The 24249-nt window shown below is 57.2% G+C and carries 25 protein-coding genes; 9 read left to right on the top strand and 16 right to left on the bottom strand.

Annotation, left to right across the window (positions count from 1 at the left end):
• Positions 1-44 precede the first annotated feature (44 nt).
• From AB1644_13825 to AB1644_13805, 5 genes are all read left to right on the top strand, one after another.
• Positions 45-1793, top strand: a complete 1749-nt coding sequence (locus AB1644_13825) for a peptidylprolyl isomerase (GenBank protein ID MEW6052127.1) — start codon at positions 45-47, stop codon at positions 1791-1793.
• Complete coding sequence (locus AB1644_13820) at positions 1793-3097, top strand: peptidylprolyl isomerase (protein MEW6052126.1); 1305 nt, start codon at positions 1793-1795, stop codon at positions 3095-3097. Before AB1644_13825 ends, AB1644_13820 begins: the two co-directional genes overlap by 1 nt.
• Positions 3097-3339 (top strand): S4 domain-containing protein, encoded by a 243-nt coding sequence (locus AB1644_13815; protein ID MEW6052125.1) that lies wholly within the window; start codon positions 3097-3099, stop codon positions 3337-3339. The genes AB1644_13820 and AB1644_13815 overlap by 1 nt, the downstream gene beginning before the upstream one ends.
• 153 nt (positions 3340-3492) lie before the next feature.
• The gene (locus AB1644_13810; GenBank protein ID MEW6052124.1) at positions 3493-4968 is read left to right on the top strand and encodes a magnesium chelatase; all 1476 of its coding nucleotides are present in this window, start codon (positions 3493-3495) and stop codon (positions 4966-4968) included.
• The gene (locus tag AB1644_13805; GenBank protein ID MEW6052123.1) at positions 4965-6056 is read left to right on the top strand and encodes a VWA domain-containing protein; all 1092 of its coding nucleotides are present in this window, start codon (positions 4965-4967) and stop codon (positions 6054-6056) included. Before AB1644_13810 ends, AB1644_13805 begins: the two co-directional genes overlap by 4 nt.
• 79 nt (positions 6057-6135) lie before the next feature.
• Here the strand turns inward: AB1644_13805 and AB1644_13800 are convergent, their stop codons facing one another.
• Positions 6136-6324, bottom strand: a complete 189-nt coding sequence (locus AB1644_13800; GenBank protein MEW6052122.1) for a hypothetical protein — start codon at positions 6322-6324, stop codon at positions 6136-6138.
• Between the two features lie 76 nt (positions 6325-6400).
• A complete protein-coding gene (locus AB1644_13795) occupies positions 6401-6958 on the bottom strand; it encodes a TlpA disulfide reductase family protein (GenBank protein ID MEW6052121.1) in 558 nt (185 codons plus the stop codon).
• A 426-nt stretch (positions 6959-7384) separates the two neighbouring features.
• Between AB1644_13795 and AB1644_13790 the strand changes: the two genes are divergently transcribed.
• Positions 7385-9616 (top strand): T9SS type A sorting domain-containing protein, encoded by a 2232-nt coding sequence (locus AB1644_13790; GenBank protein MEW6052120.1) that lies wholly within the window; start codon positions 7385-7387, stop codon positions 9614-9616.
• 77 nt (positions 9617-9693) lie between these two features.
• Here the strand turns inward: AB1644_13790 and AB1644_13785 are convergent, their stop codons facing one another.
• From AB1644_13785 to AB1644_13765, 5 genes are read right to left on the bottom strand one after another with little or no spacing between them, the layout of a single operon-like run.
• Positions 9694-10416, bottom strand: a complete 723-nt coding sequence (locus AB1644_13785) for an ABC transporter ATP-binding protein (protein MEW6052119.1) — start codon at positions 10414-10416, stop codon at positions 9694-9696.
• Between the two features lie 5 nt (positions 10417-10421).
• Positions 10422-11165, bottom strand: coding sequence for an ABC transporter ATP-binding protein (locus tag AB1644_13780; protein MEW6052118.1), 744 nt, complete (start codon positions 11163-11165; stop codon positions 10422-10424).
• Positions 11166-11180: 15 nt separating this feature from the next.
• Complete coding sequence (locus AB1644_13775; GenBank protein MEW6052117.1) at positions 11181-12161, bottom strand: branched-chain amino acid ABC transporter permease; 981 nt, start codon at positions 12159-12161, stop codon at positions 11181-11183.
• Between the two features lie 2 nt (positions 12162-12163).
• Positions 12164-13060: a branched-chain amino acid ABC transporter permease gene (locus AB1644_13770; protein ID MEW6052116.1), complete on the bottom strand. Its 897-nt coding sequence runs from the start codon at positions 13058-13060 to the stop codon at positions 12164-12166.
• A gap of 3 nt (positions 13061-13063) precedes the next feature.
• The gene (locus tag AB1644_13765; protein ID MEW6052115.1) at positions 13064-14197 is read right to left on the bottom strand and encodes a branched-chain amino acid ABC transporter substrate-binding protein; all 1134 of its coding nucleotides are present in this window, start codon (positions 14195-14197) and stop codon (positions 13064-13066) included.
• Between the two features lie 204 nt (positions 14198-14401).
• Here AB1644_13765 and AB1644_13760 point away from each other — a divergent pair, with 204 nt between their 5' ends.
• Entirely contained in the window at positions 14402-14920 is a 519-nt protein-coding gene (locus tag AB1644_13760) for a flavin reductase family protein (GenBank protein ID MEW6052114.1), read from the top strand.
• Here the strand turns inward: AB1644_13760 and AB1644_13755 are convergent.
• Genes AB1644_13755 through folE form a run of 3 tightly spaced genes read right to left on the bottom strand, consistent with a single transcriptional unit; the run spans position 14917 to position 17396 of the window.
• The gene (locus AB1644_13755; protein ID MEW6052113.1) at positions 14917-15609 is read right to left on the bottom strand and encodes an SDR family oxidoreductase; all 693 of its coding nucleotides are present in this window, start codon (positions 15607-15609) and stop codon (positions 14917-14919) included. The genes AB1644_13760 and AB1644_13755 overlap by 4 nt on opposite strands.
• A complete protein-coding gene (locus tag AB1644_13750; GenBank protein MEW6052112.1) occupies positions 15594-16826 on the bottom strand; it encodes a 6-carboxytetrahydropterin synthase in 1233 nt (410 codons plus the stop codon). The genes AB1644_13755 and AB1644_13750 overlap by 16 nt, the downstream gene beginning before the upstream one ends.
• Positions 16827-17396: a GTP cyclohydrolase I FolE gene (gene folE / locus AB1644_13745; protein ID MEW6052111.1), complete on the bottom strand. Its 570-nt coding sequence runs from the start codon at positions 17394-17396 to the stop codon at positions 16827-16829. It lies immediately after the preceding gene.
• A gap of 115 nt (positions 17397-17511) precedes the next feature.
• On the opposite strand from folE, the gene AB1644_13740 reads away from it, so the two are divergent.
• Together AB1644_13740 and AB1644_13735 are read left to right on the top strand one after the other, a co-directional pair.
• Positions 17512-18069 (top strand): RNA polymerase sigma factor, encoded by a 558-nt coding sequence (locus tag AB1644_13740; GenBank protein ID MEW6052110.1) that lies wholly within the window; start codon positions 17512-17514, stop codon positions 18067-18069.
• A 178-nt stretch (positions 18070-18247) separates the two neighbouring features.
• Entirely contained in the window at positions 18248-18853 is a 606-nt protein-coding gene (locus AB1644_13735) for a hypothetical protein (GenBank protein MEW6052109.1), read from the top strand.
• Positions 18854-18910: 57 nt separating this feature from the next.
• Here the strand turns inward: AB1644_13735 and phoU are convergent, their stop codons facing one another.
• From phoU to AB1644_13705, 6 genes are all read right to left on the bottom strand, one after another.
• Positions 18911-19585, bottom strand: coding sequence for a phosphate signaling complex protein PhoU (gene phoU / locus AB1644_13730; protein MEW6052108.1), 675 nt, complete (start codon positions 19583-19585; stop codon positions 18911-18913).
• Between the two features lie 14 nt (positions 19586-19599).
• On the bottom strand, positions 19600-20349 hold the full coding sequence (gene pstB, locus AB1644_13725; GenBank protein ID MEW6052107.1) for a phosphate ABC transporter ATP-binding protein PstB: 750 nt from the start codon (positions 20347-20349) through the stop codon (positions 19600-19602).
• 70 nt (positions 20350-20419) lie between these two features.
• Positions 20420-21283 (bottom strand): phosphate ABC transporter permease PstA, encoded by an 864-nt coding sequence (pstA, locus tag AB1644_13720; protein ID MEW6052106.1) that lies wholly within the window; start codon positions 21281-21283, stop codon positions 20420-20422.
• An 83-nt stretch (positions 21284-21366) separates the two neighbouring features.
• Positions 21367-22326 carry a phosphate ABC transporter permease subunit PstC gene (pstC, locus tag AB1644_13715; protein MEW6052105.1) on the bottom strand — a complete coding sequence of 320 codons (960 nt, stop codon included), beginning with the start codon at positions 22324-22326 and terminating at the stop codon, positions 21367-21369.
• Between the two features lie 35 nt (positions 22327-22361).
• Positions 22362-23213, bottom strand: coding sequence for a phosphate ABC transporter substrate-binding protein (locus tag AB1644_13710; GenBank protein ID MEW6052104.1), 852 nt, complete (start codon positions 23211-23213; stop codon positions 22362-22364).
• A gap of 176 nt (positions 23214-23389) precedes the next feature.
• Positions 23390-24241, bottom strand: a complete 852-nt coding sequence (locus AB1644_13705) for a phosphate ABC transporter substrate-binding protein (protein MEW6052103.1) — start codon at positions 24239-24241, stop codon at positions 23390-23392.
• Positions 24242-24249 lie beyond the last annotated feature (8 nt).

Genomic DNA, 24249 nt, shown 5'->3' with positions numbered 1-24249 from the left:
CACCCTTGGTACAAGACACGATGATGTGGAGGTCATAGTCTGATATGAGCAAACGATATATGTTCAGTTCCCTCCTGGCGCTCGGACTGGCAGCAGGTCTTATGACCGGCTGCAGTAAGAATGGCGGCGAGACGATCGCCCAGGTTGGCAACGAGGAGATCACCGTCAACGAGTTCAAGGATTACATCGAGAACATGCATTTCACGTACCGGAACGCCCAGGAGGAGTTCGACAAGAAGCGCGAACTGCTGGACACCCTGATGGTCCTCCGGATGCTGGTTCAGGCTGCATATGAAAAGGGGCTCGACAAGTCCGAGGAGATAGCCCGCGTGGTGCTGGCCAACAAGGACAAGTTTCTTCTGGACGTCCTGTATGACAAGAACATCGTGCAGAAGTCGCCGGTCAGTGATGCCGAAATGAAGGACTTCTGGAATCATCTCGAATACAAGGTCCGCGCCTCGCAGATCCTTGTGAAGTCGCAGGACACGGCGCAAATACTTATCACCAAACTGACTTCAGGAGAGAACTTCGACCAACTCGCCTACGACTATTCGATGGATCCGTCGGCCAAGCGGAACCGTGGTGACCTTGGCTATTTTACCTGGGGCGCATTTCCGCCTCAATTGTCCGAGTTCGAGCAGGCCGTATTCAAACTGGAGCCCGGAGAGATCTCTCCGCCGGTCAAATCACCCTACGGTTATCATGTTATCAAGCTGGTGGATCGCCAGCCGAACGACATGCGGGCCTCATACAACGATATGAAAGAGGACCTGTTCAACAGGGTGGTCAGCGGCAAGCGGATGAAGCTGATGTCGGATTATCTTGACGCGCTCAAGAAGAAGTACCCGATGACGGTGGACCGGACCACCTGCGATTATGTCATGCACAAGCGCGAGGAGCTCTATCCGCCCCAGTTGCTGGCGACACTGCCCAGGAACGACTTCGATGATACCCAGCTTGACCGGAACGAACGTGAACTGGTGATGGCCACCTGGCCGGGCGGGCAGGTCACACTGTACGAGTACCTGACACTCGCCCGCCAACAGCAGACCCCGGCGGCCATGCGTCCCAATTTCGACCAGTACGATTCTCTGGCGTCATTCGTCTTCCAGATAAAACTGAACGATATCCTCATCTATGAAGCCAACCAGACCGGCATCGAGAACGAGGAGTTGTTCAAGAAGAAGATAAAGCTCTTCAAGGAATGGACGATGGCGGATATGATGCGAAACGATTCGATCCCGCACCTGCCCATACCTGATGATGCCGTGGTGCGGAAGTACTACGACGAGCACCCGGACGAGTACACCAATCCGGCCAAAGTGCACGTGTACGAGATCCTGGTGTCTGATGAACTCCTGGCGGGGCGACTGACCAAGCAGATCCGGTCGCTCGACGATTTCAAGAAGAAGGCTGCCGAATACACGGAGCGTCCCGCCAAGCGCGGCAGTGACGGCGACCTGGGCTATATAGAGCGGAAGTGGTTCCCGGAGGTGTTCGATCTGGCCTGGAAGACGCCGGTGGGTGAGATCGGTGGCCCGGTCGTCACGCTGGGGCGCTATTCGGTCTTTTATGTCATCGACAAGATGAACGCCGAGTTGAAAGACTACCTGGGCGTCAAGCGAACCATCATCCAGAAGCTCAGCAGCGACCAGAAAGTGCAGGAGTTCCAGCAGTGGGTGGCGGACCGAAAGGGCAGCCTGACTATAGCCGTCAACGACGATGTCCTGTGGAGCACGGTCGACAAAACTCGCTATGCTTCGGCCGACAGCACCACCGCGCAGAGGAACTGATGCGCCGCACGCTGACACATTGTCTGATTGTCCTGGCGGCGCTGTTCGCTGCGACCGGCGCAGCCCATGCGGAGCGAGAGATGATCGACAAGATCGTCGCCGTCGTAGGGAACGAAGTCATACTGTCGTCCGAGCTGACCACTCAGGTCCAGATGGCGGCATTTCAATCGGGTCGTCGTCCGAAAAACGACGCCGAGTTCGCGGCCATGCAGAAGGAAGTGCTGGACCAGATGATCTCGGAGCAGTTGTTTCTGATCGAGGCCAGGAAGGACACCTCTATCAGCGTACGACCGGAAGAAGTGGACCAGGCGCTTGACGAACAAGTAGCTCGGGTGGCCGGACGGTTCAACTCCAACGAAGAGTTCCTGACGGCACTGGCGCAGGAAGGGCTGACGCTACGTGATTTGAAAAAACGATACCGGGGTGATCTCGAGAATCAGATGCTCAAACAGCGGCTGATACAGAAAAAACTAGCCGATGTGTCCGTATCCCGCCACGAGGTGGAAGAGTTTTACCACAAGTTCAAGGATTCGATACCGAACCAGCCGGAGGGTGTCAAGCTGGCTCATATCTTACTGACGTACCACGCATCGCCGGTCGTCGAGGACTCGGTAAAACTTGCCGCCGAGAAGCTGCGCCAGCGCATTCTCGAGGGGGCGGACTTTGCGTCGATCTCCGCGCAATTCTCCAGTCTCGGGGCGGGGGCCAACGGCGGAGACCTGGGCTACGTGGGCAAGGACGACGTTGTCCCCGAGTTCGCACGAGCTGCCTTCGCGCTCAACCCAGGCGAGATCAGCGGTGTCATCCGGACCCAATTCGGATATCACATCATCAAGTGCGAAGGGAGACAGGACGACAAGTTGCGGCTGCGTCATGTGCTGCTTGCCGTGGCGCCGTCGGCGGCCGACTCGGCTCGCACAATGCAGCTTGCCGATTCACTGTTGAAAGCTGTACAGGGGGGCGCCGATTTCGGCGAACTGGCCAAGACCTTTTCCAATGACAACGATACGCGCGCCACCGGCGGCGAACTGGGGTGGTATGCAATCAGCCAGCTACCCCCTGACTTCGTGGCGACGGTGTCAGGATGGCAGACCGCCGGCGAATACCGTGGACCGGTGAAGTCCCAGTATGGCCTGCACATCCTCAAGTTGCTCGAATACCAGCCGTCGAAGACTTACACGCTCGAATCCGACTTCGACAGAATCAAGGAGCTCGCCCGCCAGGACAAGACCGGCAAACTGGTGGACAAATGGTTGGCGCAGATCAAGACACGGACCTACATCGATAATCGACTTGAAGGCTGATGCGGATCGACGACTATCTTTCCACAGTCGGCATCGTCAGACGCCGTGCCGTGGCCAAGGAGCTATCCGACAACGGCTTGGTCGAGGTCAATGGGAGGCGCGTGAAAGCCTCCTTCATCGTCAGTCCCAATGACATTATCGTGATCAAAGGGAGCCATCCGTTCAAGGCCGAAGTGCTCGCCGTGCCGAGCGGGTCGGTGGCGAAAGCTTCCCGCGGGAACTATTTCCGGCCGCTCGGGTAAGTCGCCCGGCCAGGCAGCGGTCGCCTTGCTTTCCCATTTTCGCAATGCCGTAGGCCAAACTCATCCATCTTACGAACCAACTGCCCCGCACCACTGTTTACCTATACAGGCCCGGACACGGGCATAACGCGCGATAGCATTAAAGGAGACGGTGTGACGAATACATTGCCCAGGACGCTCGGCGAATTGCGGAAATCCGGTTGGCAAAGCCGCCCGGTCAAAGAGGAGATGCGTCAAAATCTTCTGACCAAGATCAAGTCCGGAGAAAGGCCCTTTCCGGGGATCGTCGGCTATGAAAAGACGGTCATCCCGCAGATCGAGAACGCCGTCCTGTCCCGTCATCACTTCATTCTGCTGGGACTGCGCGGCCAGGCCAAGAGCCGAATACTCCGTCTGTTGACGAATCTATTGGACGAGTGGCAGCCGGTCATTGCCGGCACCTATCTCAACGAGGACCCATTCAAGCCGATCTCCCCTCGCGCCAAAGCCGCTCTGGCCGAATGGGGAGACAAATTGCCGATCGAATGGCGGCACCGGAACGAACGGTACCACGAGAAACTGGCTACTCCCGACGTGTCCATCGCCGACCTGATCGGCGATATCGACCCCATCAAGGCCGCGCGGGAGAAGTTGGATATTTCCAACGAAGAGGTGATCCATTGGGGGATCATTCCGCGCACCAACCGCGGTATTTTCGCCATCAATGAGTTGCCGGACCTCCAGCCGCGCATTCAGGTGGGGCTTCTGAACATACTCGAAGAAAGCGATATCCAAGTGCGCGGATTCCCCCTGCGCGTGCCGCTCGATCTGGTCATGGTGTTTTCGGCCAATCCGGAAGACTACACCAACCGTGGTAACATCATTACACCGCTGAAGGACCGCATCGATTCGCAGATCATTACCCATTACCCGCGTTCGATCGAGGATGCCCGCGCCATTACTGACTGCGAGCAAAGCGCCAAGGACAAGCCGGTCCGGATCCCCGAATTCGTGAAGGACATCATTGAGGAGGTCACGTTTCAGGCGCGCTCCAGCGAGCATGTCGACCAGAGTTCTGGTGTGTCGGCGCGTGTGTCGATTTCGGCGTATGAGAATCTGTTGTCCAACATCGAGCGCCGGGCGCTACGCAATAGCGACAACGACCTCTTCCCCCGCGTGTGCGATTTATATGCGATCGTTCCCTCGGTCACCGGCAAGATCGAGCTGGTCTATGAGGGGGAACAGGAGGGGGCGATCCTGGTGACCCAGAATCTGATCGGAAAGGCGATCAACGCACTGTTCCTACGGCACTTCCCCACACCGACGAAAGAGAAACCGCGCGGAGAGCATGCGCCCCAGAATCCGTACGAGGCGATCACGGACTATTTTTCAGCCGGCAAGAAGCTGGAGTTGTCCGATGAGTTGCCATTTGCCGAGTACCGCAAACGGCTGCTGGGTGTAGCCGGCCTGAAAGAGGTCGTGCGGCAGTATTTCGATATCGCCGACGAACGTGAGTTGCTGCTGCGCTTGGAACTGGTGCTTGAGGGGCTGCACCACAATAATATCATCGCCCGTGAAGAGGTCGATGCCATCGTGCGCTATGCCGACGTGTTCTCCGACATGCTGAAAGGTCTGGGGGGATCGCGGTGAGATTCGTCTACCAGAAATGGGATGATGAGTTGTTCGCCCGGGTCAAGAACCTCACCGACCTGATGGCCATCTATCAGTATCTGTTGATGCGGCTGAACGGTGATGTGGAGGAGACCTTGCGCCTGATGCAGCGTTTGCAGCAGCAGGGGATTCTCGACTCAAAATACGACCTCGACGAGTTTCGCAAAGCGCTGAAAAACGCCAATTTGGTGCGGGAAACACAGGCGGGCATGCGGCTTTCGGCCAAAGGAGAACGGACACTCCGCAAAGACGCGTTCGACCAGATATTCAACCGCCTGCGGTCCTCCGGGAAGGGGGATCACCCGCTCCCGTACGAGGGGGGCGCCTCCGAAGAGCCGCTTCCCGAAAAGCGAGCATTCGCCTTTGGGGACAACCCGCGCAACATCGATTTCACATCTTCCCTGTTCAATTCCGTCAGCCGCACTGGGGACCTTGGCCTCGAACTGACCGAGAATGACCTCGAAGTGTTCGAATCGGAGAAGACAAGTTCCTGTGCGACCGTGCTGATGATCGATATATCGCATTCGATGGTGCTGTACGGCGAGGACCGGATCACGCCGGCCAAACAGGTGGCCATGGCATTCACGGAGTTGATTCTCACAAAATATCCCAAGGATGATCTGTCGATCGTGTTGTTCGGGGACGATGCCCGCCAGATCGCTATCGAAGATCTCCCCTATATCGGCGCCGGGCCGTATCACACCAACACTCAGGCGGGCCTTCGCACGGCGCGACAGATCCTGTTGGGCAAAAAACACGCCAACAAGCAGATATTCATGGTGACCGACGGCAAACCCTCCATGATCACCCGCGCGAACGGTCAAATCTACCGGAACCCGATGGGTTTGGACCCGCGTATCGTGAACCGGACGCTCGACGAGGCGGTCACCTGCCGCAAGAAGAAAATCCCCATCACGACGTTCATGGTCACTGACGACCCGTACCTGCAGCAATTTGTGGCTCGTCTGACGGAATTGAACCGGGGGCGTGCATATTTCGCTTCAGTCGACAATCTGGGCAAGTATGTGTTCTGGGATTTCGTAGCGAATCGGAAGAAACGGCAATGAACGGCGCACCTCGATCCAGACCGACGTGCGCTCACTCTTAACCTGCGTTGCTCACGCGGCTCCTGAAATAGAGCCGGGTCTACGGGAATCTCGGGCAGGGCTTGCAAACTTCCCAGCACACGATCGGCGGGTTTACAGTACAGACCATCACCCAACAGCACTTGGCCGCCTCCACCTTGCCGGCGGAGGTAATGCTGAAACCGCCCAGGAACAGCACCATGAACGCGAGCAACAGCACCAACGCTTTCACGATTTTGAATCTCGTCACTCTATGTCACCTCCTTTCGGGTTGCGGTTTCGTCTAAGCACCGAACGGTTTTATGCGCCTTGGCGGCGCGCATTGATCACTGGAGATTCTTCACCCCTGCAACAACCTCACTCTTCGCCGTTTCATCGAGTGTTCCCGGCCAGGACTTGACGATAGTTCCTTCGGGGGAGACGATCGCCGTTTGCGGCAGCACGTGCCCATTATATGCGCCTATCAGGCGCTCATCGGTGACAGCAAGGATCGGGAATGTCAGACCATGTTCGGTGGCGTACGCTCTGGCGTCATCCTCCGTTCCCACGCACATGCCGAGATATCGGAAACGCGACGATGCAGAGCGCTCAAACAGTTCCTGCCAGAATGTCGTATTATCCTTACACGCCGAACATCCGGGAGAGAACATCACGAGAATAGTCCGGGGAGCATCCGCCGAATAGTGTACACGCAACGGGTTACCCTGCAGGTCCTGTCCGGTCAGGCCGGGGACATGCTGGCTCTGTTGGAGCGTGTTGAACGTTGCCGTCGTTTCGGCAACCACTGCGCGCAATTGCCGATTCTGAAGGACCAAATAGACGATCTCGATGGCCATGAGGACGATGATCGCCAGGAGAATGATGACTGTGCGCTGCGTTTGCATACCGATGCTCGGATCCTGACCGTCAGTCAGACATATTTTACGAGTATCGCGCCGGCAATGATTGGCGCCATGACCATCTATCATAGGCCTTTCGGCCGAAGGATGTCAAGTCGCGTTTTCACGATTTCCGGCTTGCCCGTTCCGATACCAAAGCAGGGCGCTCCTCCGTCTAAACGCCATCGTCGTCCGTCTCGGGGTGCCACGCGCGTGTGCGGACGCATGAAATCACTTGACAGGCGTTCGCATGCGATGTATGATATGGGTACTTCGACCGCGCATCATCTATCGCAGCAGTAGGGATAAACATAACCGGAACCTTCTTCCATGTGTGAAGGGGGGTGAGGCTGTTCAGCGTAACATAATTCGAGTATTTTTCGACACTCTGCCGCCGCCAACGAAACCGTAACCAACTCTAAAGGAGGAGTTATGCGCAGGTTACTCATGTGCATTGCGCTATTGATGGGAATCATGTTGGTCACAGCGGGCATCGCGGAGGCCAACCCGATGGCCACGGAGTCCCCATATGTCTTTTTCCGCATTGATTCGGCGTCTGCGTTCATCAGCGGCACCCGCATGGATACGAACGAGACCGTGGCCACGGTGCACTTCAGTTTCAAGGACACCGATCCCGCCCACAACGGTGTCACCCTCACGAATGCCATCGCGAGGATCAAATTCGACCATACCAAGCTGCAGTTGCTTGACGCCGATACGGTAACAGGATCCGGGTTCCCCAATGACGTTATCAGGACCGACTCCGTGGGTGATACGCTCACCTGGGTCCGTCTCGAGTTGTACGGCGGCACAGCGACCGTACCGAGCTCGTACCGAGACGTTGTTGCGCTGAAATTCCGGCCGCTATGCCAGGCCGAAGGAAGTATCGACTCCGTTCTGTTTTTCAAATCGAACATGGAAAACGTGCTCACAATTACCGGCTTTCCGACCGTTGCGCCAGTCGCGGGCAATTACGTTGACGGTCGGGTATCGGTAAACGACTATGTAGCCCATTATGCCATCGGCACGGACACGCTGGTGGGGGGCGTTGGTCAGAAGGTCATGATACCGGTCACCGCTACGACCGATTTTAAGACCTACTGGTTCGAACATTTCCTTGTGTGGGACCAGACCAAGCTGCGTCTGGATTCCATTCCTCATGGGCCTGAAATCGGATTTGTATTCGCGCAATACTACGCAGCCGATACGCTTGACTTTCTCGCTATAAACTCCGCCAAGATGCCGCAGTTCGACGGGGACACGCTGTACCGCCTCTGGTTCACGGTCATGTGCGATTCGCCGCAGGTCAACGGAACTGTTCCAATCACCTTTTGGACTGATAGCTGTGCCGTACAGCCATCCCCATGCAGTATGAATCCGGGCCCGACTTATGGCAACGGCGGTGTGGTGCTGGACGATCACGCCAGTTTCGCGGCCACGTTGAACAGCGGCGGAACTGTGAGCATGTATGCTTCCAGCACCGTCCAGTGGCATGTGAACATGATCAACACCTTCACGGCCGGGCTGCGAAGCGGCCAGACCTACGGCATCACATTCAATGTCAATACGAACACCCAGGCGTTGCGATTCTCCGCTGTTCCGGCAACAGAGACACACGGACTTAAGTACGGCTACACAACCTCGAGCAATCAATACAACAGCTTGTACCAGCAGGACACCATAGTCGACACGGTGCCGTATAGCGACGCGCCTTCCCACCTGCTGACGCTCAGCATGGACTGGACGCCCGCTCTGTTCGGAACGCCCACGTGGGCAAACAGGTTTATCACACCTGCCTTCATCGCCACGTTTGCGGGTGCCCCGGCCGCAACGGCAGTACCCGATGTTCACTGTTTCCGGTCTAACGACACATCGCTGCTGACCTATGGGTCGTTCGATGATGCGATTGAGGTGTTGATGGCCGATTTCAAGGCGTTTGGCTTCAACTCCACGAACGCCTGTACGTACTTTGACATGAAGGTCAGGAACAATTTCCTGCTCGACTCATTTATCCTGGATGTGGCCATCACGGCCGGCTGGTGCATCAATTCGGTAACCGGCACACCAACAGGAGTCGTCGTCACTTACCCGGGAAGCAATGTCGTACGCTTCACAACCAACTCCAGCTTCGCCGGCATGAACCCGTCTACCGATTATGTCGCCTTCGGACGTATTAACGTCGGCAAGAACCTGACATGTTCGTTCAAGCCGATGAACTATTCAGTGGGCGCCACTTTGTCTAACGAGCACGCCTACGCGGTCGGTGGTCAGCCGCAGTATGCCCTAAAGGTGAATGGAGGAGCAACGGCAAGGTGTATCCCGCCAGGCAACAACTGCTGCGGTGTTGTGCAGCCCGAGGGGGATCCAGAAGGTAGGATTTCCAAACTTGAAGGTGGTCTTCCCACTGACTTCGCCCTCAACCAGAACTATCCGAATCCGTTCAACCCGGTAACCACTATCAGTCTTGACTTGCCCAGGGCGACGTCGTGGCGGATCACCGTGTTCAATATCAGCGGTCAGGTGGTGAAGGAATACTCCGGTACGAGCGGCCCCGGGACTGTCGAGGTTGAGTTTGACGGCTCCCATATCGCTTCGGGCGTTTACATCTATCGTGTCGAAGCGTCCGAATTCGTCGCCACCAAGAAGATGATTCTAATGAAATAACGAGAGGATATTCAGTCAGAAACAAGACCCCGGAGGGCAGTTCCCTCCGGGGCATTCTTTTGCTATCAGGGCCTGCCCTATGCCCCCAAATACGCTTTCTTAACCTGGTCGTTTTCGAGCAGACGATCCGCCCGGTCGGACAGCACGATATGACCGGTCTCCAGCACGTACGCGCGATGGGCGATCTGCAGTGATTTGCGCGCGTTCTGCTCGACCAACAGGATGGAAATGCCGCGCGCGTTGATGTCATTGATAACTCCGAACACCTTCTCAACCATCACGGGAGACAGCCCCATGGACGGTTCATCGAACAAGAGCAGTTCAGGGCCGGCCATCAGACCGCGCGCGATCGCCAGCATCTGCTGCTCACCGCCGCTGAGCGTACCGGCAAGCTGATGGCGTCGTTCCGCCAGAACCGGGAACAGCGTCTGCATAGCCTCAAGGTCTGCCCGGATCCTGACTTTGTCCCGCACGACAAATGCCCCCATCTGCAAATTCTCCAGCACCGTCAGCTTCGCGAACACCTTCCGGCCCTCCGGAATTTGTACGATCCGTTTCCGGGCGATCGCGTGGGCCGGAAGCCCGCTGATCATCTCCCCCCTGAAGTGGATCTCGCCTTCCTTGGGATGGAGCACCCCGGAGATCGTGTTGATGAGCGTGGTCTTGCCGGCTCCGTTGGCGCCAATGATCGCCACGATCTCGCCCGTCTCGAGGTGAAGGGAAACCCCTTTGAGCGCCGCGATCTGACCATAGAGCAGATGTACATTGCTGATTTCGAGAAGTCGGGTGCCTGTATCCATCGAGCTCACTGCGTCCCCAGATACGCCTCGATCACTTTCGGGTCACGCTGCACCTCCTCAGGTCTTCCCTCGGCGATCTTCTCGCCGTAGTCCAACACAACTATTCGCTCGGAGATGGACATCACCACGTGCATGCGGTGCTCGATAATGATCACGGCGATATTGCGAGTGCGAATTTTCTGTATCAGTTCGATGAGTTCGTTGCATTCGCGCGGGTTCATGCCGGCAGTGGGCTCATCGAGGAGCACCAGTGCCGGATCGGAAGCCAACGCCCGGGCAATTTCGATCCGTCGCTGGTTGCCGTAACTGAGATTCCTGGCCAGTTCATTCCCCATCGGCAGGAGACCGACGAATTCAAGCTCAGCTCGCGCGCGGTCGACTATCTCGTGCTCCTCGCGAGCCGCCCGACGGGTCCGGAGGAGCGCATCGAGAAGCGTGGCATGGGTGCACGAGTGCCGGCCCACCATCACGTTTTCGAGGGCAGTCATGTTGTTGAACAAGCGGAGATTCTGAAACGTGCGGGCGATCCCCAGTTTGACGATCTGGTGGGGCGGATATCCGTCAATGGACTGGTTCCGGAACAGGACGGCGCCGTTATCGGGCGGATAAACGCCGGTGACGACATTGAAGAGGGTCGATTTGCCGGCACCGTTCGGGCCTATGAGACCGAGCACGCCAGCGATATCGACCTCCGCATTCACTTCGGACAGCGCATTCAGGCCGCCAAACCGCTTTGAAATGTTCCGCATTTGCAGAAGCATCGGTCAGGACCCAGTATCGGTGCGGTGCAGTTCAAGCGCACGGCGTCGCGACGGCAACAACCCCTGCGGACGAAAAATGATCACCAGGATCATCACTGCCCCGAACAGCAGCAGGCGATAATCGACGAACCGCGTGCCCAGTGTCGAGCGCAGCAGTTCCGGCCCTCCCACCAACAGCAACACGCCGAGGAGCGTGCCCGCAATATTTCCCATGCCGCCGACCACGATCATGGACACCAGGAGGACCGACTCCCAGAACGTGAACATGTCGGGTGTGATAAACCCGATCCAGTGGACATAGATGGCACCGGCCAGCGCGCCGAACATGCCACTCAGGACAAATGCGACAGCCTTGGTGCGAGCTACGTTGATACCGGAGAGCTGCGCAGCCAGTTCATCCTCCCGGATCGCCACCAGCGCCCGCCCCAGCCGCGAGTGCTCCAATCGATAGCTGACAAAGACCGCCGCGATAACGAAAAACAGTATCAGGTAGAAATAATGAACATCGTTATCGAGCCGCCAGAGACCCAGCCGTACCGGCGTCATTGTCTCGCCGACCCTCGGCAGTCCCTTCGGGCCGTTCGTCAGCAGGTCAAAGTTGTTCAGGATGAGGCGGACTATCTCGCCGAACGCCAGTGTGACGATCGCCAGGTAATCACCGCGCAGGCGAAGCACCGGTGCACCGATCACATATCGAAAGAATCCTCCCGCCACTACCGCCGCCGGAAGCGAGATCCAGAACGATACTCCCACAACACTCAGGAGCGCCGCAGTGTACGCGCCGATGGCGTAAAACGCCATGAAGCCAAGGTCCAGCAGACCCGTATAGCCGATGGTGATATTCAGCGCCAGGCAGAGGATGCAATAGATCCCCACCAGCGCCGCAACATGAATGATGTAGTAGTTTCCGAGGGCGTTCAGCACGATGGGAAGAGCGATGAGGACTGCCAGAACAAGGCAGATCAGGACTGAGCGTCGGGGCATGTTCATATCTTCTCGGTCACCGCCTCACCGAATATGCCGGTGGGCCGGAAAAACAGTACCAGGATGAGGACAACAAATGCGATCACGTCCTTGTATTCCGATGAGATATAGCCGGCGGCGAGCGCTTCAAGAACACCGAGTAGAAATCCCCCAACCATCGCTCCCTTGACATTGCCGATGCCGCCAAGTACCGCCGCCGTGAACGCCTTGATACCTGGGATGAATCCCATGTTGTATTTGATGCTTCCATAGTAGAGGCCATTCAGCACTCCGGCCACTCCCCCCAGCCCGCCGCCGATGAAGAATGTCAACGCGATGATATTGCCGGTGTTGATGCCCATGAGTTGAGAGACGATATGGTTCTGCGCCACGGCGCGCATGGCGGTACCGAGCCTCGTTCGGGTGATAAACAGTTGCAGCAGGATCATCAACACCACGGCGAGGCCGAAGATCAGAATCTGGAGGGACGTAAGGCGAATGCCGCCAAACTCGATGGGCGCGCCGGTAAACAATGCCGGATACGGTTTTGAGTCGGCGCCGACGGTCAACATGACGAGATTCTGCAGGAATATGGAAACGCCGATGGCGCTGATGAGGGGCGCCAGACGAGGGGCGTGACGCAACGGACGGTAGGCACTTCGCTCGACCGCCACGGCCAGGGCGCCGGTCCCGAGCATGGCGACTACAAAAATAACCATCAGATAGACCGGCAGCGACGGGGCCATGAGCATGGGGAGTAACGACAACACCCAGAACCCCAGATAGGCGCCAACCATGAATATCTCGCTGTGGGCGAAGTTGATCATCAATAGTACACCGTACACCATCGTATAGCCGAGGGCAAACAGGGCGTAGATACTGCCGAGAGTCAGGCCGTTGATGAGTTGCTGAAGGAACATCGCTTACAGAGCTGCGGGATGTTCGTAGAACTGGAACCTGCCGTTGATCACGCGGTTAATACTCACCAGCTTGAGACGGTTGTCGCCGTGTTCATCGAACGAGGTCTCGCCAAGAATCCCGTGATAGGTGCCCGATGCGATTTGCGAAATCAGCTTAGACTGGTCCTGGTTCACCCTGGCATACGCATCGAGCAACAGGGAGGCCGCTTCATACGTGAGGGGATCGAACGGCTCGACATCAAGACCGGGGAAATTGCGCGCATACTTGTCCAGGAAGTCCTTAGCTTCGGGGAGTTTCTCAGGCGGCAGGCCCACCATGGAGGAATAGTCCCCTTCCGAAACGGGGCCAGCGATGCGAACAAATTCGTTGGTGAGGATACCGTCACCCCCAAACAGCGGCACCATGAGCCCAACGTCCTTGCACTGTTTGGACATCAGGCCGGCCTCCGCATACAAGCCGCCGAAATAGAGGATCTCCGGGTTGTCGGCCCGTATCCGCGTTAGCAGCGCCTTGAAATCCTTGTCCCCCCGGTCGATGCCGTCGAAACTGGTGATCGTGCCGCCACGGGACAGAAACTGTTTCTGGAATTCCTCGGCCAACCCTTGCCCGTAAGCGGTCTTGTCGTGGATGACCGCCACACGATGAACTTTCAATGTGTCATACAGATAATTCGCACCGTATATCCCCTGTAGATCGTCAGTGCCGCAGACCCGAAAGACATTCTTGAGCCCCTGCAAAGTCAGCTTGGGGTTGGTGGAGGCAGGCGTGATCATGACCAGATCACGGCGGGCATACACCTGGCTGGCCGGGATGGAACAGCCGCTATTAAAATGCCCGATGACACCGATGATCTTTCGGTCGGAGATGATCTGATTGGCCACCGTAACCGCCTCTTTCGGATCGGAGCGATCATCGAACACGGCAAGCTCGATCTTGATATCCCCAAGCACTTTCGCGGCGTTGGCGTCCTCGACTGCGATCTCCATGGCCCGTTTCATTCCCTGGCCGTGGGTGGCGTCATCGCCGGTGAGTGGTCCGGCCAACGCTATTCTTACCACCTTCTCGGACTGGCCGCCGCAGCCTATCAAACCAATGAGTAACAGGCATACGATTATGATGATCGCAGGTAGTCGCATGGGAACGCTCCTCACATAGGCAGTTAGTGTCGGTCAAGCACCGTTCGGAGTACACCGGCTTCTGGACCGGCAGTTCGTTTACAAGATGGCGTCGGGCGATGCCAGTGTCAACGTTCAAATTGCCGGACCAACGGCAGACCATTGCCATTGCGAAATGGCCACTGTTCATGTACCGTACCATCGGAGATACGATGGAGAGATTCTATGAAAGCAGAGTTTGTACCCCTTGATCTGTATGCCATGACCGACAACCCGTTCAAGCTCATAGCTGATGACTGGATGCTCATCACCGCCGGAACGCCGGAGTCGTTCAACACCATGACCGCATCATGGGGGGCGCTGGGCGAACTGTGGAACAAGAAGGTCTGCTTTGTTTTTGTCCGCCCGACTCGCTACACCTATGAATTTATGGAACGGTCCGAGTATTTCACGCTGTCGTTTTTCGAGGAGAAGCTTCGCCCGATCCTCAATTTCTGTGGCCGGGTATCGGGGCGGGATATGAACAAAGCGGAGAAAGCGGGTCTGACACCTGTGACCGGCACAACCGGTTTAGTCTATTTCGCAGAGGCTAGAATGGTGATCGAATGCCGGAAAGTGTACTATCAGGATATCATACCCTCGCAGTTTCTGGACGCTTCCATCCATGACAATTATCCGAAGAAAGACTATCACCGGATGTATGTCGGAGAAGTAGTCCAGTGCCTTATCAGGCGGGAGAGCTAAAGGTTACCGCCAAGATTCCCCAGCGAGATATCTTCCACGAGCAGGTCTGCTGGACGGCTAAGCGCAAACGCTACCGCTTCGGCCACCTGCTCCGGTGCCATCATCCGCTCGCGCGGCCAGTCTCCCGGCACACCGTTCCAGATCGCGGTGGCAGTTGCTTGCGGATAGATATTGATGACGCGAATTCCCCGAGAGCGGACTTCCTCGCGTACCGATCTCATAAAACCATCCAGGGCGAACTTGCTCATGCAGTAGCTGCTCCAGCCCGCGAAAGGAACCTTGGCAGCGACCGAGAGTATGTTCACGACGCTCGCTCCGGGCGGCATGAGCGGCAGCAACTTTTGCGTGAGAAGGAACGGCGCTGTGACATTGACGGCGAGTACCTGCTGCCACTCCTCAACCGAATGCTCGTCCATCGGCTTTACGATGGCGATACCGGCGCTGTGGACCAGCATCTGGAGCGGTTCGTGGCCGATATCGGCGATCACTCGCTCGACAGCGGCGGTGTCGGCCAAATCGCCGACCAATTGCCGCGATTGCCCCCCTTGTGAAGCGACCTGTGCGGCGGTTTCACCGAGTCTCGCCCGGTCACGGCCGTGAAGCAGCAGTAGTCGTTGTTTCAAGGCCAAACGCAGTGCGACAGCCCGTCCGATACCACCGCTCGCACCCGTGATCAGGCAACGCTCCATAACGCCCTCCGCAAGGTAAACCGGTTGTTTGGAGTTTCCCAGAGCCGCAGGCGCTGCAAGTTACCGGGCATGGCCACGTCCACTCGCGGCCAGAGCGCGTCGACGATGTTCTCCCCCGTGCTCGGTCGTTCGGCAAAGTCTGCGACCTCCTGGTCGAGATGCTTGTACCTCCAGGGTGCGAGCGCCTGCTCGAACCCATTGTCGAATTCCAGCAGATTACACATGGTCCCGGTTCGCTCGTCGTAGGGTCCAACCAGCGACGCTTCAACTCGGTATTGGTGACCATGCCCTGCCGGGTTGTTGCATTTGCCGTAGAGTTCATGGTTTTGCGTCTCATCCAACGCCTTGCTGTGAAGCCGATGCGCCGCATGAAACGACTTCTCGAGTGTCATCATGAACCGCGCTCCGGATACATACTCTACCGAGAAATGCGGAAGCTCCCACAGTCGAACACGACTTACCGGCAAGGTCTGCTTTACCTGCTCAAGAACAAAGCGGGCGAGGGATTCGGTCGTGATCGGTTTTCCATGCAGCGCCCTGACTTCGTCATTGAGATTCCTGTGATCAAGCAACTCGCGAAGTGACCTCATGGCGCTGTCCGTACGTTCAAATGGCGCTATTGCTCCCCAGTCGTCGTCGACCGAGCCGCTCAGTGTCACGCGAAGGCGGTAGTTGTGGCCGTGGCCGGCTTTGGAGGCCGCGCGACCGAAGAGCGCATCGTTTTCAGCATCAGACAGATGCGGCGAATTGGTACGACGCGCAGCCGAGAACTCGACAAACAGATGTCTCTCAACTCGTCCGTCCCCATAGACAGTGGCGGCGTCATCCGGCGTGGCGGCAACATGAACGGCCACGGGACATGCGCGCTCACCCAAAAACAGCGGCCGTATCTCATCAGATAACTGTCTCGCGATATTTTCCGGTGTCGGCGCGATCCGGTCGAAGGGCGCTGTATCGACATTCAGGTACTTGTGATCGTACCGGGCCCCCAGCAGCTTGTTCACCCTCTCTTTGACGGTGCTCACGTTGATCATCATACCGGTTGCAGGGTCGACCTCGCCGTGAAAGACAACGTACAACACATAGTTGTAGCCGTGACCAAGTCGACTGGCCGAGGCCGGGCCGTACCAATGGCGATTTTCGGCATCAGTGCGATCGCCTCGTGCCAGTGACACCGAAGTTGATATCTCAAACCGCTTGGAGAGGGTCAGGTACATTCACTTGATCAGGCTGAAAAATTCGGCGCGGGTGCTGGAGTTCTGACAAAACTCACCCAGGATACAGGATGTCTTCATGACCGAGTTCTGCTTTTCCACGCCGCGCATCATCATGCAGAGGTGCTGCGCTTCGATCACCACCGCCACACCGTGAGCACCAGTATATTTGAGCACTGTTTCCGCTATCTGTTTGGTCAGTTTCTCCTGAATTTGCAGGCGACGCGCAAACATATCCACTACTCGCGCTACTTTGGAGAGCCCCAGTACTTTGCCGTTGGGCAGATAGGCGACATGGCACTTGCCGATAAACGGAAGCAGGTGGTGCTCACAGAGCGAGTACAACTCGATATCTTTGACCAGCACCATCTCGTTGATATCCGAGTCGAAAACAGCGTTGTTGATCACCTCATCGGCGTCCTGCTGGTATCCGCGCGTGAGGAACTGCAGCGCCTTGGCGGCACGCGCCGGCGTGTCTTTCAGTCCCTGACGGGAAACATCCTCGCCGATGGCGTCGAGCAACTGAGCATAGAGTTTCGAAAGCCGATCCGTGACAGGCGTAGACTGTTCCAATATAGACCTCCTGAGTAAACATAGGGCAGAACAAAGGCCCAAGGCAAACGGTTTCCGTCAATCGGCGACACGGTCGAGTGCAACCAAACTCCTGTTTTGAGTGTCTTACCTGTAGATGGACAGCGGATCGGATAGATTCTGGAGACTCCTGGAGCCGGAACACCCAAAGGCGGAGGCATTCTGCCGGCGATTGGCGGGGAACCGCGACGAGGGGAGCGATCTGTACCAGGATGGGCTGCTGACAGCGCTCCGGCGATTCGGCACCCTGCGAGATGAGTCGTCATTTCGACCCTGGTTGTACCGCATCCTGGTGAATACCTACCAGAACCGGTGCCGTTCGAACAGGAAATTCCAATCGGCCGAGCTGACCGATGACGTGACTGGTCATAATCCGGCGGACGCGTACGCCGCGAAACGGACAGTGGCGAGGGCATTGGCGGCGCTGAAACCGATGCGCCGGACTCTGGTGGTGCTCTACGAACTGGAGGGATGGAGCGTTCACGAGTTGGCCGCGATGTATGGCCGGTCAGAGGGGACCGTCAAGTCCTGGCTGTCCCGATCACGGCGAAAGATGGTGGCCGCACTGACCGCCGTCGAGACGCCCAACCTGAAAACACACAGCGAAAGTAAGGCGCCGTATGCAGTACCACAACCTCAGAAACCTCTTCCATAGAGACCGGGCGCGTTCCCAACGCTTTCCCAGACTCGCGGAAGCGGACGCAGAGCGACGGTTGGCCGAAGCGTTCAGTCACCTGCGGGCGGAATGCCCCGAGAACGCAACTCCCCCGGCGTTCCTGCGAACCAAGGTGGAAGCACAGGCGGCCTCAAAAACTGAAAAGGAGCATCCTCTCATGGCAGCGTTGAAGCAGCATATTGTCGGACATCCTCGCATGACCACCAGCCTGGCCCTCCTCGTGGCGCTGGTCGCCTTCGTCACGATCGTCCCGTTCCCGTATGAACAGACCGTTGGGTATTCGGTAAGTCTCAAGGCAGAGTCATCCTCATTGGTTTCGCCGGCCAAGATTTCCGAGGCGGTGGAACTCCTGGGGTACTCCGGCAGCTCGGTTAGCTACACCGGCAACTCGGCCGGAATCAACTACATGATCTCCGGACTCCCCACTATGCAGGCGGCCCGCGAAGTTGCCGGCGCCCTTCGGTTCGTTACCGGGACCACCGCAACACCAGTGATCGAAGCTGTGCGAAAGACCGTCTCAGGCAGCCTGTATGCACAGGTACGGGATCGGATGACCACTGTGGAGGTGGACGGTGCCGGGAAGACCGATGCCGAGATAGAGAGCGAAATCGCCGCCAGGCTGGTCGGCGCCGGCTTTACGGCCAGCCAGGTTTCCATCACGACCAATCCCGATGGCAGCAAGCAGATCCAGATCGAAATGCAGCGGGATGAATCCTCGCCGACCGGGGCTACCATAAAGGTCGACGATATCTCGACCAAATAGCTCCCAACTTACCGTTCAATTTCGGACCCACCGAGACGCTCCCAAAGGCGCCTCGGTTCATTTTCCGGAGGCGTATTCCCCCATGCGGTGCCGGACGATCTTCCCCTCGATCATGTAAATGACATCCTGAGCGATATTCGTGGCGTGATCCCCAATGCGCTCGAGCTGCCGCGACGTGGCGAGGAGCTGGATGAAACAGTCGATCCGGTCCGGGTTCGCCAGTATACCATCATGCACTCGTGAGTACATCTCCCGGTTCATAGCGTCAAGATCGTCATCGGCCAGGCAGACTTCGCTCGCCAGCGTGCTGTTCATATTGACGAGGGCATCAAGGCTCCGATGCAGCATGGACTGCGCCAGGGCAGACATGGTCGGAAAATCGAACGGCATCGGTACCGGCTCCTGCCGTGACAGAAACAACGCCCGCTCGGCGATATTGACCGCCAGGTCACCGATCCGCTCCAGATCGTTGTTGATCTTCAGGACCGCGATGATGAAGCGAAGATCTATTGCGACCGGTTGGTGCAGCGCCAGGATCTTGAGACATTCCTCCTCCACTTCAACTTCCATCTCATCGATGTCGATATCCTGATCGATGACCCGCTGAGCCAGGCGGTCGTCCCGCTCGGCCATGGCTTTAACGGCCTTCTGGACCGATTCTTCCACGGCGGCGCTGAGGGTAAGGATCTGTTTTTTGAGTCTGTCAATCTCTTTGCGCAAATGAACCGACATGCCCGAACCCTTTCTTATCCGAACCGCCCTGTAATGTAATCTTCGGTCTTCGTCTGGTCCGGTTTAGTGAAGATCTTCTTGGTCGGACCATACTCGACCATCCTCCCCTCGTAGAAGAACGCGGTGCTGTCCGAGACGCGGGCAGCCTGCTGCATATTATGGGTCACAATGACGATAGTGTAGTTCTTTTTCAGCTCTCCTATCAGGTCCTCGATCTTCGACGTCGAAAGTGGGTCGAGCGCCGAGGCCGGCTCGTCCATGAGCAGCACTTCCGGCCGAACGGCCAGGGCGCGGGCGATACACAGGCGCTGCTGTTGGCCACCAGAAAGCATATACGCATTCTTATCCAACTGGTCTTTTACTTCATCCCACAGGAACGCTTTCTTTAACGTCTCCTCAACCGCCTCGGTAATAAACCGTTTGTCCTTGATGCCGTTCACACGCAGACCGTACGCCACGTTGTCGAAGATGGACTTGGGAAACGGATTTGACCTCTGGAACACCATCCCTACCCGCGTCCGCAGGGAGGAGATGTCCTTTATCTCCTTATAGATATCTTCACCGTCGAGCCGCACCAGACCGGTCAGGCGCGTTCCCGGGATCGTGTCGTTCATCCGATTGAGCGTCCGCAGGAAGGTCGACTTGCCGCACCCGGATGGACCAATGAGCGCCGTCACCTGTTTGCGGTCGACATCGAGCGTCACGTCATACAGGGCCTGACTCGTGCCGTAGTAGAAGTTCAGGTCCGATACCGCTATGGTGATATCGGGTCCTTTGACTGCCGTGGTGGGCTGCGCCGGCCGTGAGGCCCCGGTGCCGATTTCTGATGGTTCTTTATGCACTAACACGTCTCGTTCGTATACGTGAGCGAATGTATATCCCGATGAAGTTCAATAAGAAGGTCAACACCAGGAGCACCAGGACCGTTCCATAGAGGATCGGTTTTGTCCGTTCGACATCGGGCGACTGAGTGGCCAGCACATAAATATGATACCCCAACACCATGAACTGGTCGGTGAGTTTTGTCGGCAGGTACGGCAGGTAGTATGCCGCACCGGTGAACATAATGGGGGCTACTTCACCTGCCCCTCGTCCGACAGCCAATATGGCGCCGGTGAAGATCCCGGGCAGCGCCTGGGGAATGATCACCCGCCAGATGGTCTGCACCTTGGTTGCACCCAGCGCGTAACTGGCTTCTTTGAGCTCGCGCGGGATTGCCCGCAACGCTTCCTCGGTTGAGACGATCACAACGGGAAGCGTCAGCAGCGCCATGGTGAGCGACGCCCAGACGATCGCCGGTTGTCCCCAGACCGGACGCCCCCCTCCGAAAAACAGTTTGTCGATACCGCCTCCCAGAAACCCGATGAAGAATCCCAAGCCAAATAACCCGAAGACGATTGAGGGCACACCGGCGAGATTGTTGATGGCCTGGCGTATCAATCGCGTCCCCCACGAATCCGGGCGCGTATACTCCTGCAGATAAATGGCAGTCAACACGCCAAGTGGTACGACCGCGATAACCATGAGTATGACCAGAAGCAGAGTACCGAAAATCGCTGGAAAGATACCGCCCCCTTCCATCCCCTGTTCCGGCGGACTGGTCAGGAATGTCCAGGTGATCGAGCCCAAGCCACTATACACGATATTCCCCACGATCAGCGCCAGCATCAGCATGATCAGCACGACGGCTATGAACATCAGCACGCGAGGGATGACGGCAGTCCCTTTCCTGCCGAACTCGAGCCTCTGAACGGTACCGTGCGGCGTTTCGATGATGGGTGTCATGAACTTCTCCCCTGTAGCCGCTCTTTTAGCCGGTGCAATACCAGATCACCGCCAAGGTTGATGAGAAACGTGAACAGGAACAGCAGCGTCCCGATGAAAAACAGCACGCTGTAATGACCGCTCCCGAACACGACTTCGGCCAGTTCCGCGGCAATGGTCGCGGACAGCGTGCGGATCGAGTCGGTGAGACTGCCGGACACTATGGCGGCGTTACCTGAAGCCATGAGGACGATCATGGTCTCGCCGATAGCCCGCCCGAATCCAAGCACGACACCGGCCGCAATGCCGGGGAGCGCCGCCGGAAGCACCATCGTGAGGGACACCTGCCAGGGAGTTGCACCGAGCGCAGTGGCGGCATCGCGAAGCGAATGAGGCACTGCGGACATCGCATCCTCAGCGATGGTGAAGATCACGGGGATTACCGTAATCCCCAGCGCCAGCCCCGCGTTAAGAGCATTGAGACGAAAAACCAGTCCAAACGTGTCCTGCAATATAGAAGCCAGAACTATCAAGGCAAAAAAGCCGAGCACCACCGATGGGAGTCCGGCCAGCAGTTCGATAGTCGGTTTGATGATCTCCCGCATCCGTTTCGACGCAAACTCGGATGTATATATGGCGGCCAGAACCGCCAGGGGTGTTGCAAACAACATGGCGATCAATGCCGCCTTGAATGTGCCTATAAACAGCGGCATGAGCGAGTATTTTGGCTCGTCGGAGGTCGGTTGCCACACCCAGAGTCGCTCGCTGTCTTCATAAAACGGCTGTTTCAGGAACAACCGATCAAGACTTGCCTCCTGCCGGACTTTGGGGTCGGTGAATATCGGGAGAGATTCCTTGAAGATGAAAATGAAAATGAGAAAGATAGCCACAAGGGCGGCGTAAGCGCTCATGGAGATCGCCTTCTCACCGATAAATTCCCGCCAGCGGGATTTGGGTTTGAATGTGAGCGGTTTCATTTTTGCGCCGATCTTCCGTGGCCGGCCGTCTCGTCTTACTTCATTTCAGTCTTCTCGACCACGTTGGTCAGTAACGGGAAATAACCTGCGTGTGCCGCAATCTGCTGCCCGGTATCCGACAACACAAAATCCCGCAGCCGAGCCAGTTCACCGGTCGGCTCGCCGTTGGTGAACCAGTAGAGCTTGCGCGCAATCGGATACTCTCCCCGCGATACGTTCGCGTCGGTCGGCGATACCGCCGCACTCGTGTCGGTCGGCTTCACCATCGCATGCTTGACATTGCTCTCCCAGGCAATGCCGCCGTAGCCGATACCATATCGGTCGTGCGCGACCGCATTGATCACGGCGGCGGTCCCGGGAAGTGTCTGCGCCTCCGGAGCATAATCATGGTTCTTGAGCACCACCTCACGAAAGAGAACATAGGTCCCCGAGCTGTTTTCCCGGCTGTATAGCACGATGCGATGATCCGGTCCGCCCAGATCGCGCCAGCTGGTGATGGCTCCGGTGTAGATTCCCCTGAGTTGCCCCAGGCTGAGACTCTCGACCGGATTCGCCTTGTGCAAATACACGGCGACCGCATCAAGAGCAACAGTGATCCGGAGGGGAGCAATTCGCTTTTTCGATGCCAGCTCGAATTCACGAGCGCTTAGATCGCGTGAGGCCTGGCAGACATCGGTGCCGCTGTTGAGAAGCGCCGCCACGCCGGCTCCAGTGCCACCGCCCGTTACTTGAATCACCGCTGTTTTGTTGAGTGCCATGTATTCCTCAGCCCAGCGCTGTCCGAGTCGGACCATCGTATCGGAACCTTTAATCGTTATAGTCTCACCCGCAATGGTCGTCGCCACCAAACACAGTAACCCTGATATAGCTGCCGAACTGTGCGTCATCTCAGTTCCATTACCGGCGTTTCGAGGTTTCCCGTTTATCCCGAACAGGTAATTTCCAATATCGCTGCAGCGATATTAGAAAATTGTTAGAATTATGCAAGGATTACATGAGCCGTGTTGAAGACGCGACCGGGAGAGGCCATACCAGTATCTCTCCCGGACGCACAGCAATTGAATCACTTCAAACCGTAATAGCCGACCTCAGCCACGATCTTCTGGCCCTCTTCGGACAGCACAAAATCAACCAGCTTTTTGGTATCGCCCATCGGCTTGTTGCGGAGATACCAGAAGAGATACCGGGAAAGCGGATAGACGCCGCTCTTGACATTCTCTTCGGTGGGCAGATACGCCGTCGACTTGGCATCCAGTTTCAGCTTGGCGTCCTTTACGCCCTTGGCATACGCCGCGCCGCCGTAACCGATCCCGTTGGGGTCTTTTGACACAGCGTTCACCACAGCCGCGGTTCCGGGTAGCGTCTGGGTTTGCGGTGCGAAGTCGCGCCCCTTCAGGACCTCGTCCTTGAACAATCCGTAGGTGCCGGAACTGTTCTCGCGGCCATACAGAATGATCCGGGCGTCATTTCCGCCGAACTCTTTCCAATTCGTTGCCTTGCCGCTGTATATGGCCGCAAGTTGGTCGATCGAGAGTTCGCTGATCGGGTTCTGATCATTCAGATAGACGGAGAGCCCGTCGCGTGCCACGGGGATTTCCACGCCCGGAGAATTGAAGCGCTCTTTGAGTTTATCAACCTCCGAGGCTTTCATGGGACGCGAGGCTTCGCAGACGTCAGTGGAGCCGTTAATGAGCGCTGCGATCCCCACTCCGGAACCGCCCCCGGTCACTTGAACCACGATACCCGGGTTCTGCTTCATGAACGCCTCGGCCCAGCGCTGGCCCAACAACACCATCGTGTCGGAGCCCTTCACCGATATCGCCTGGCCCGCTGCGATCCCGAGATAGTTGGCGCCAATGACAATTGCCGTGACAATCGCGATCAGCGCGCTGGTGCGTAAGATGATCCGTTTCATCGTCAATC

This window comes from Candidatus Zixiibacteriota bacterium (assembly GCA_040753875.1).
In the GTDB taxonomy this organism is placed as follows: domain Bacteria; phylum Zixibacteria; class MSB-5A5; order GN15; family FEB-12; genus DATKJY01.
Note: the sequence above shows the minus strand (reverse complement) of the source record. Positions and strands in the feature narration are given on the sequence as shown.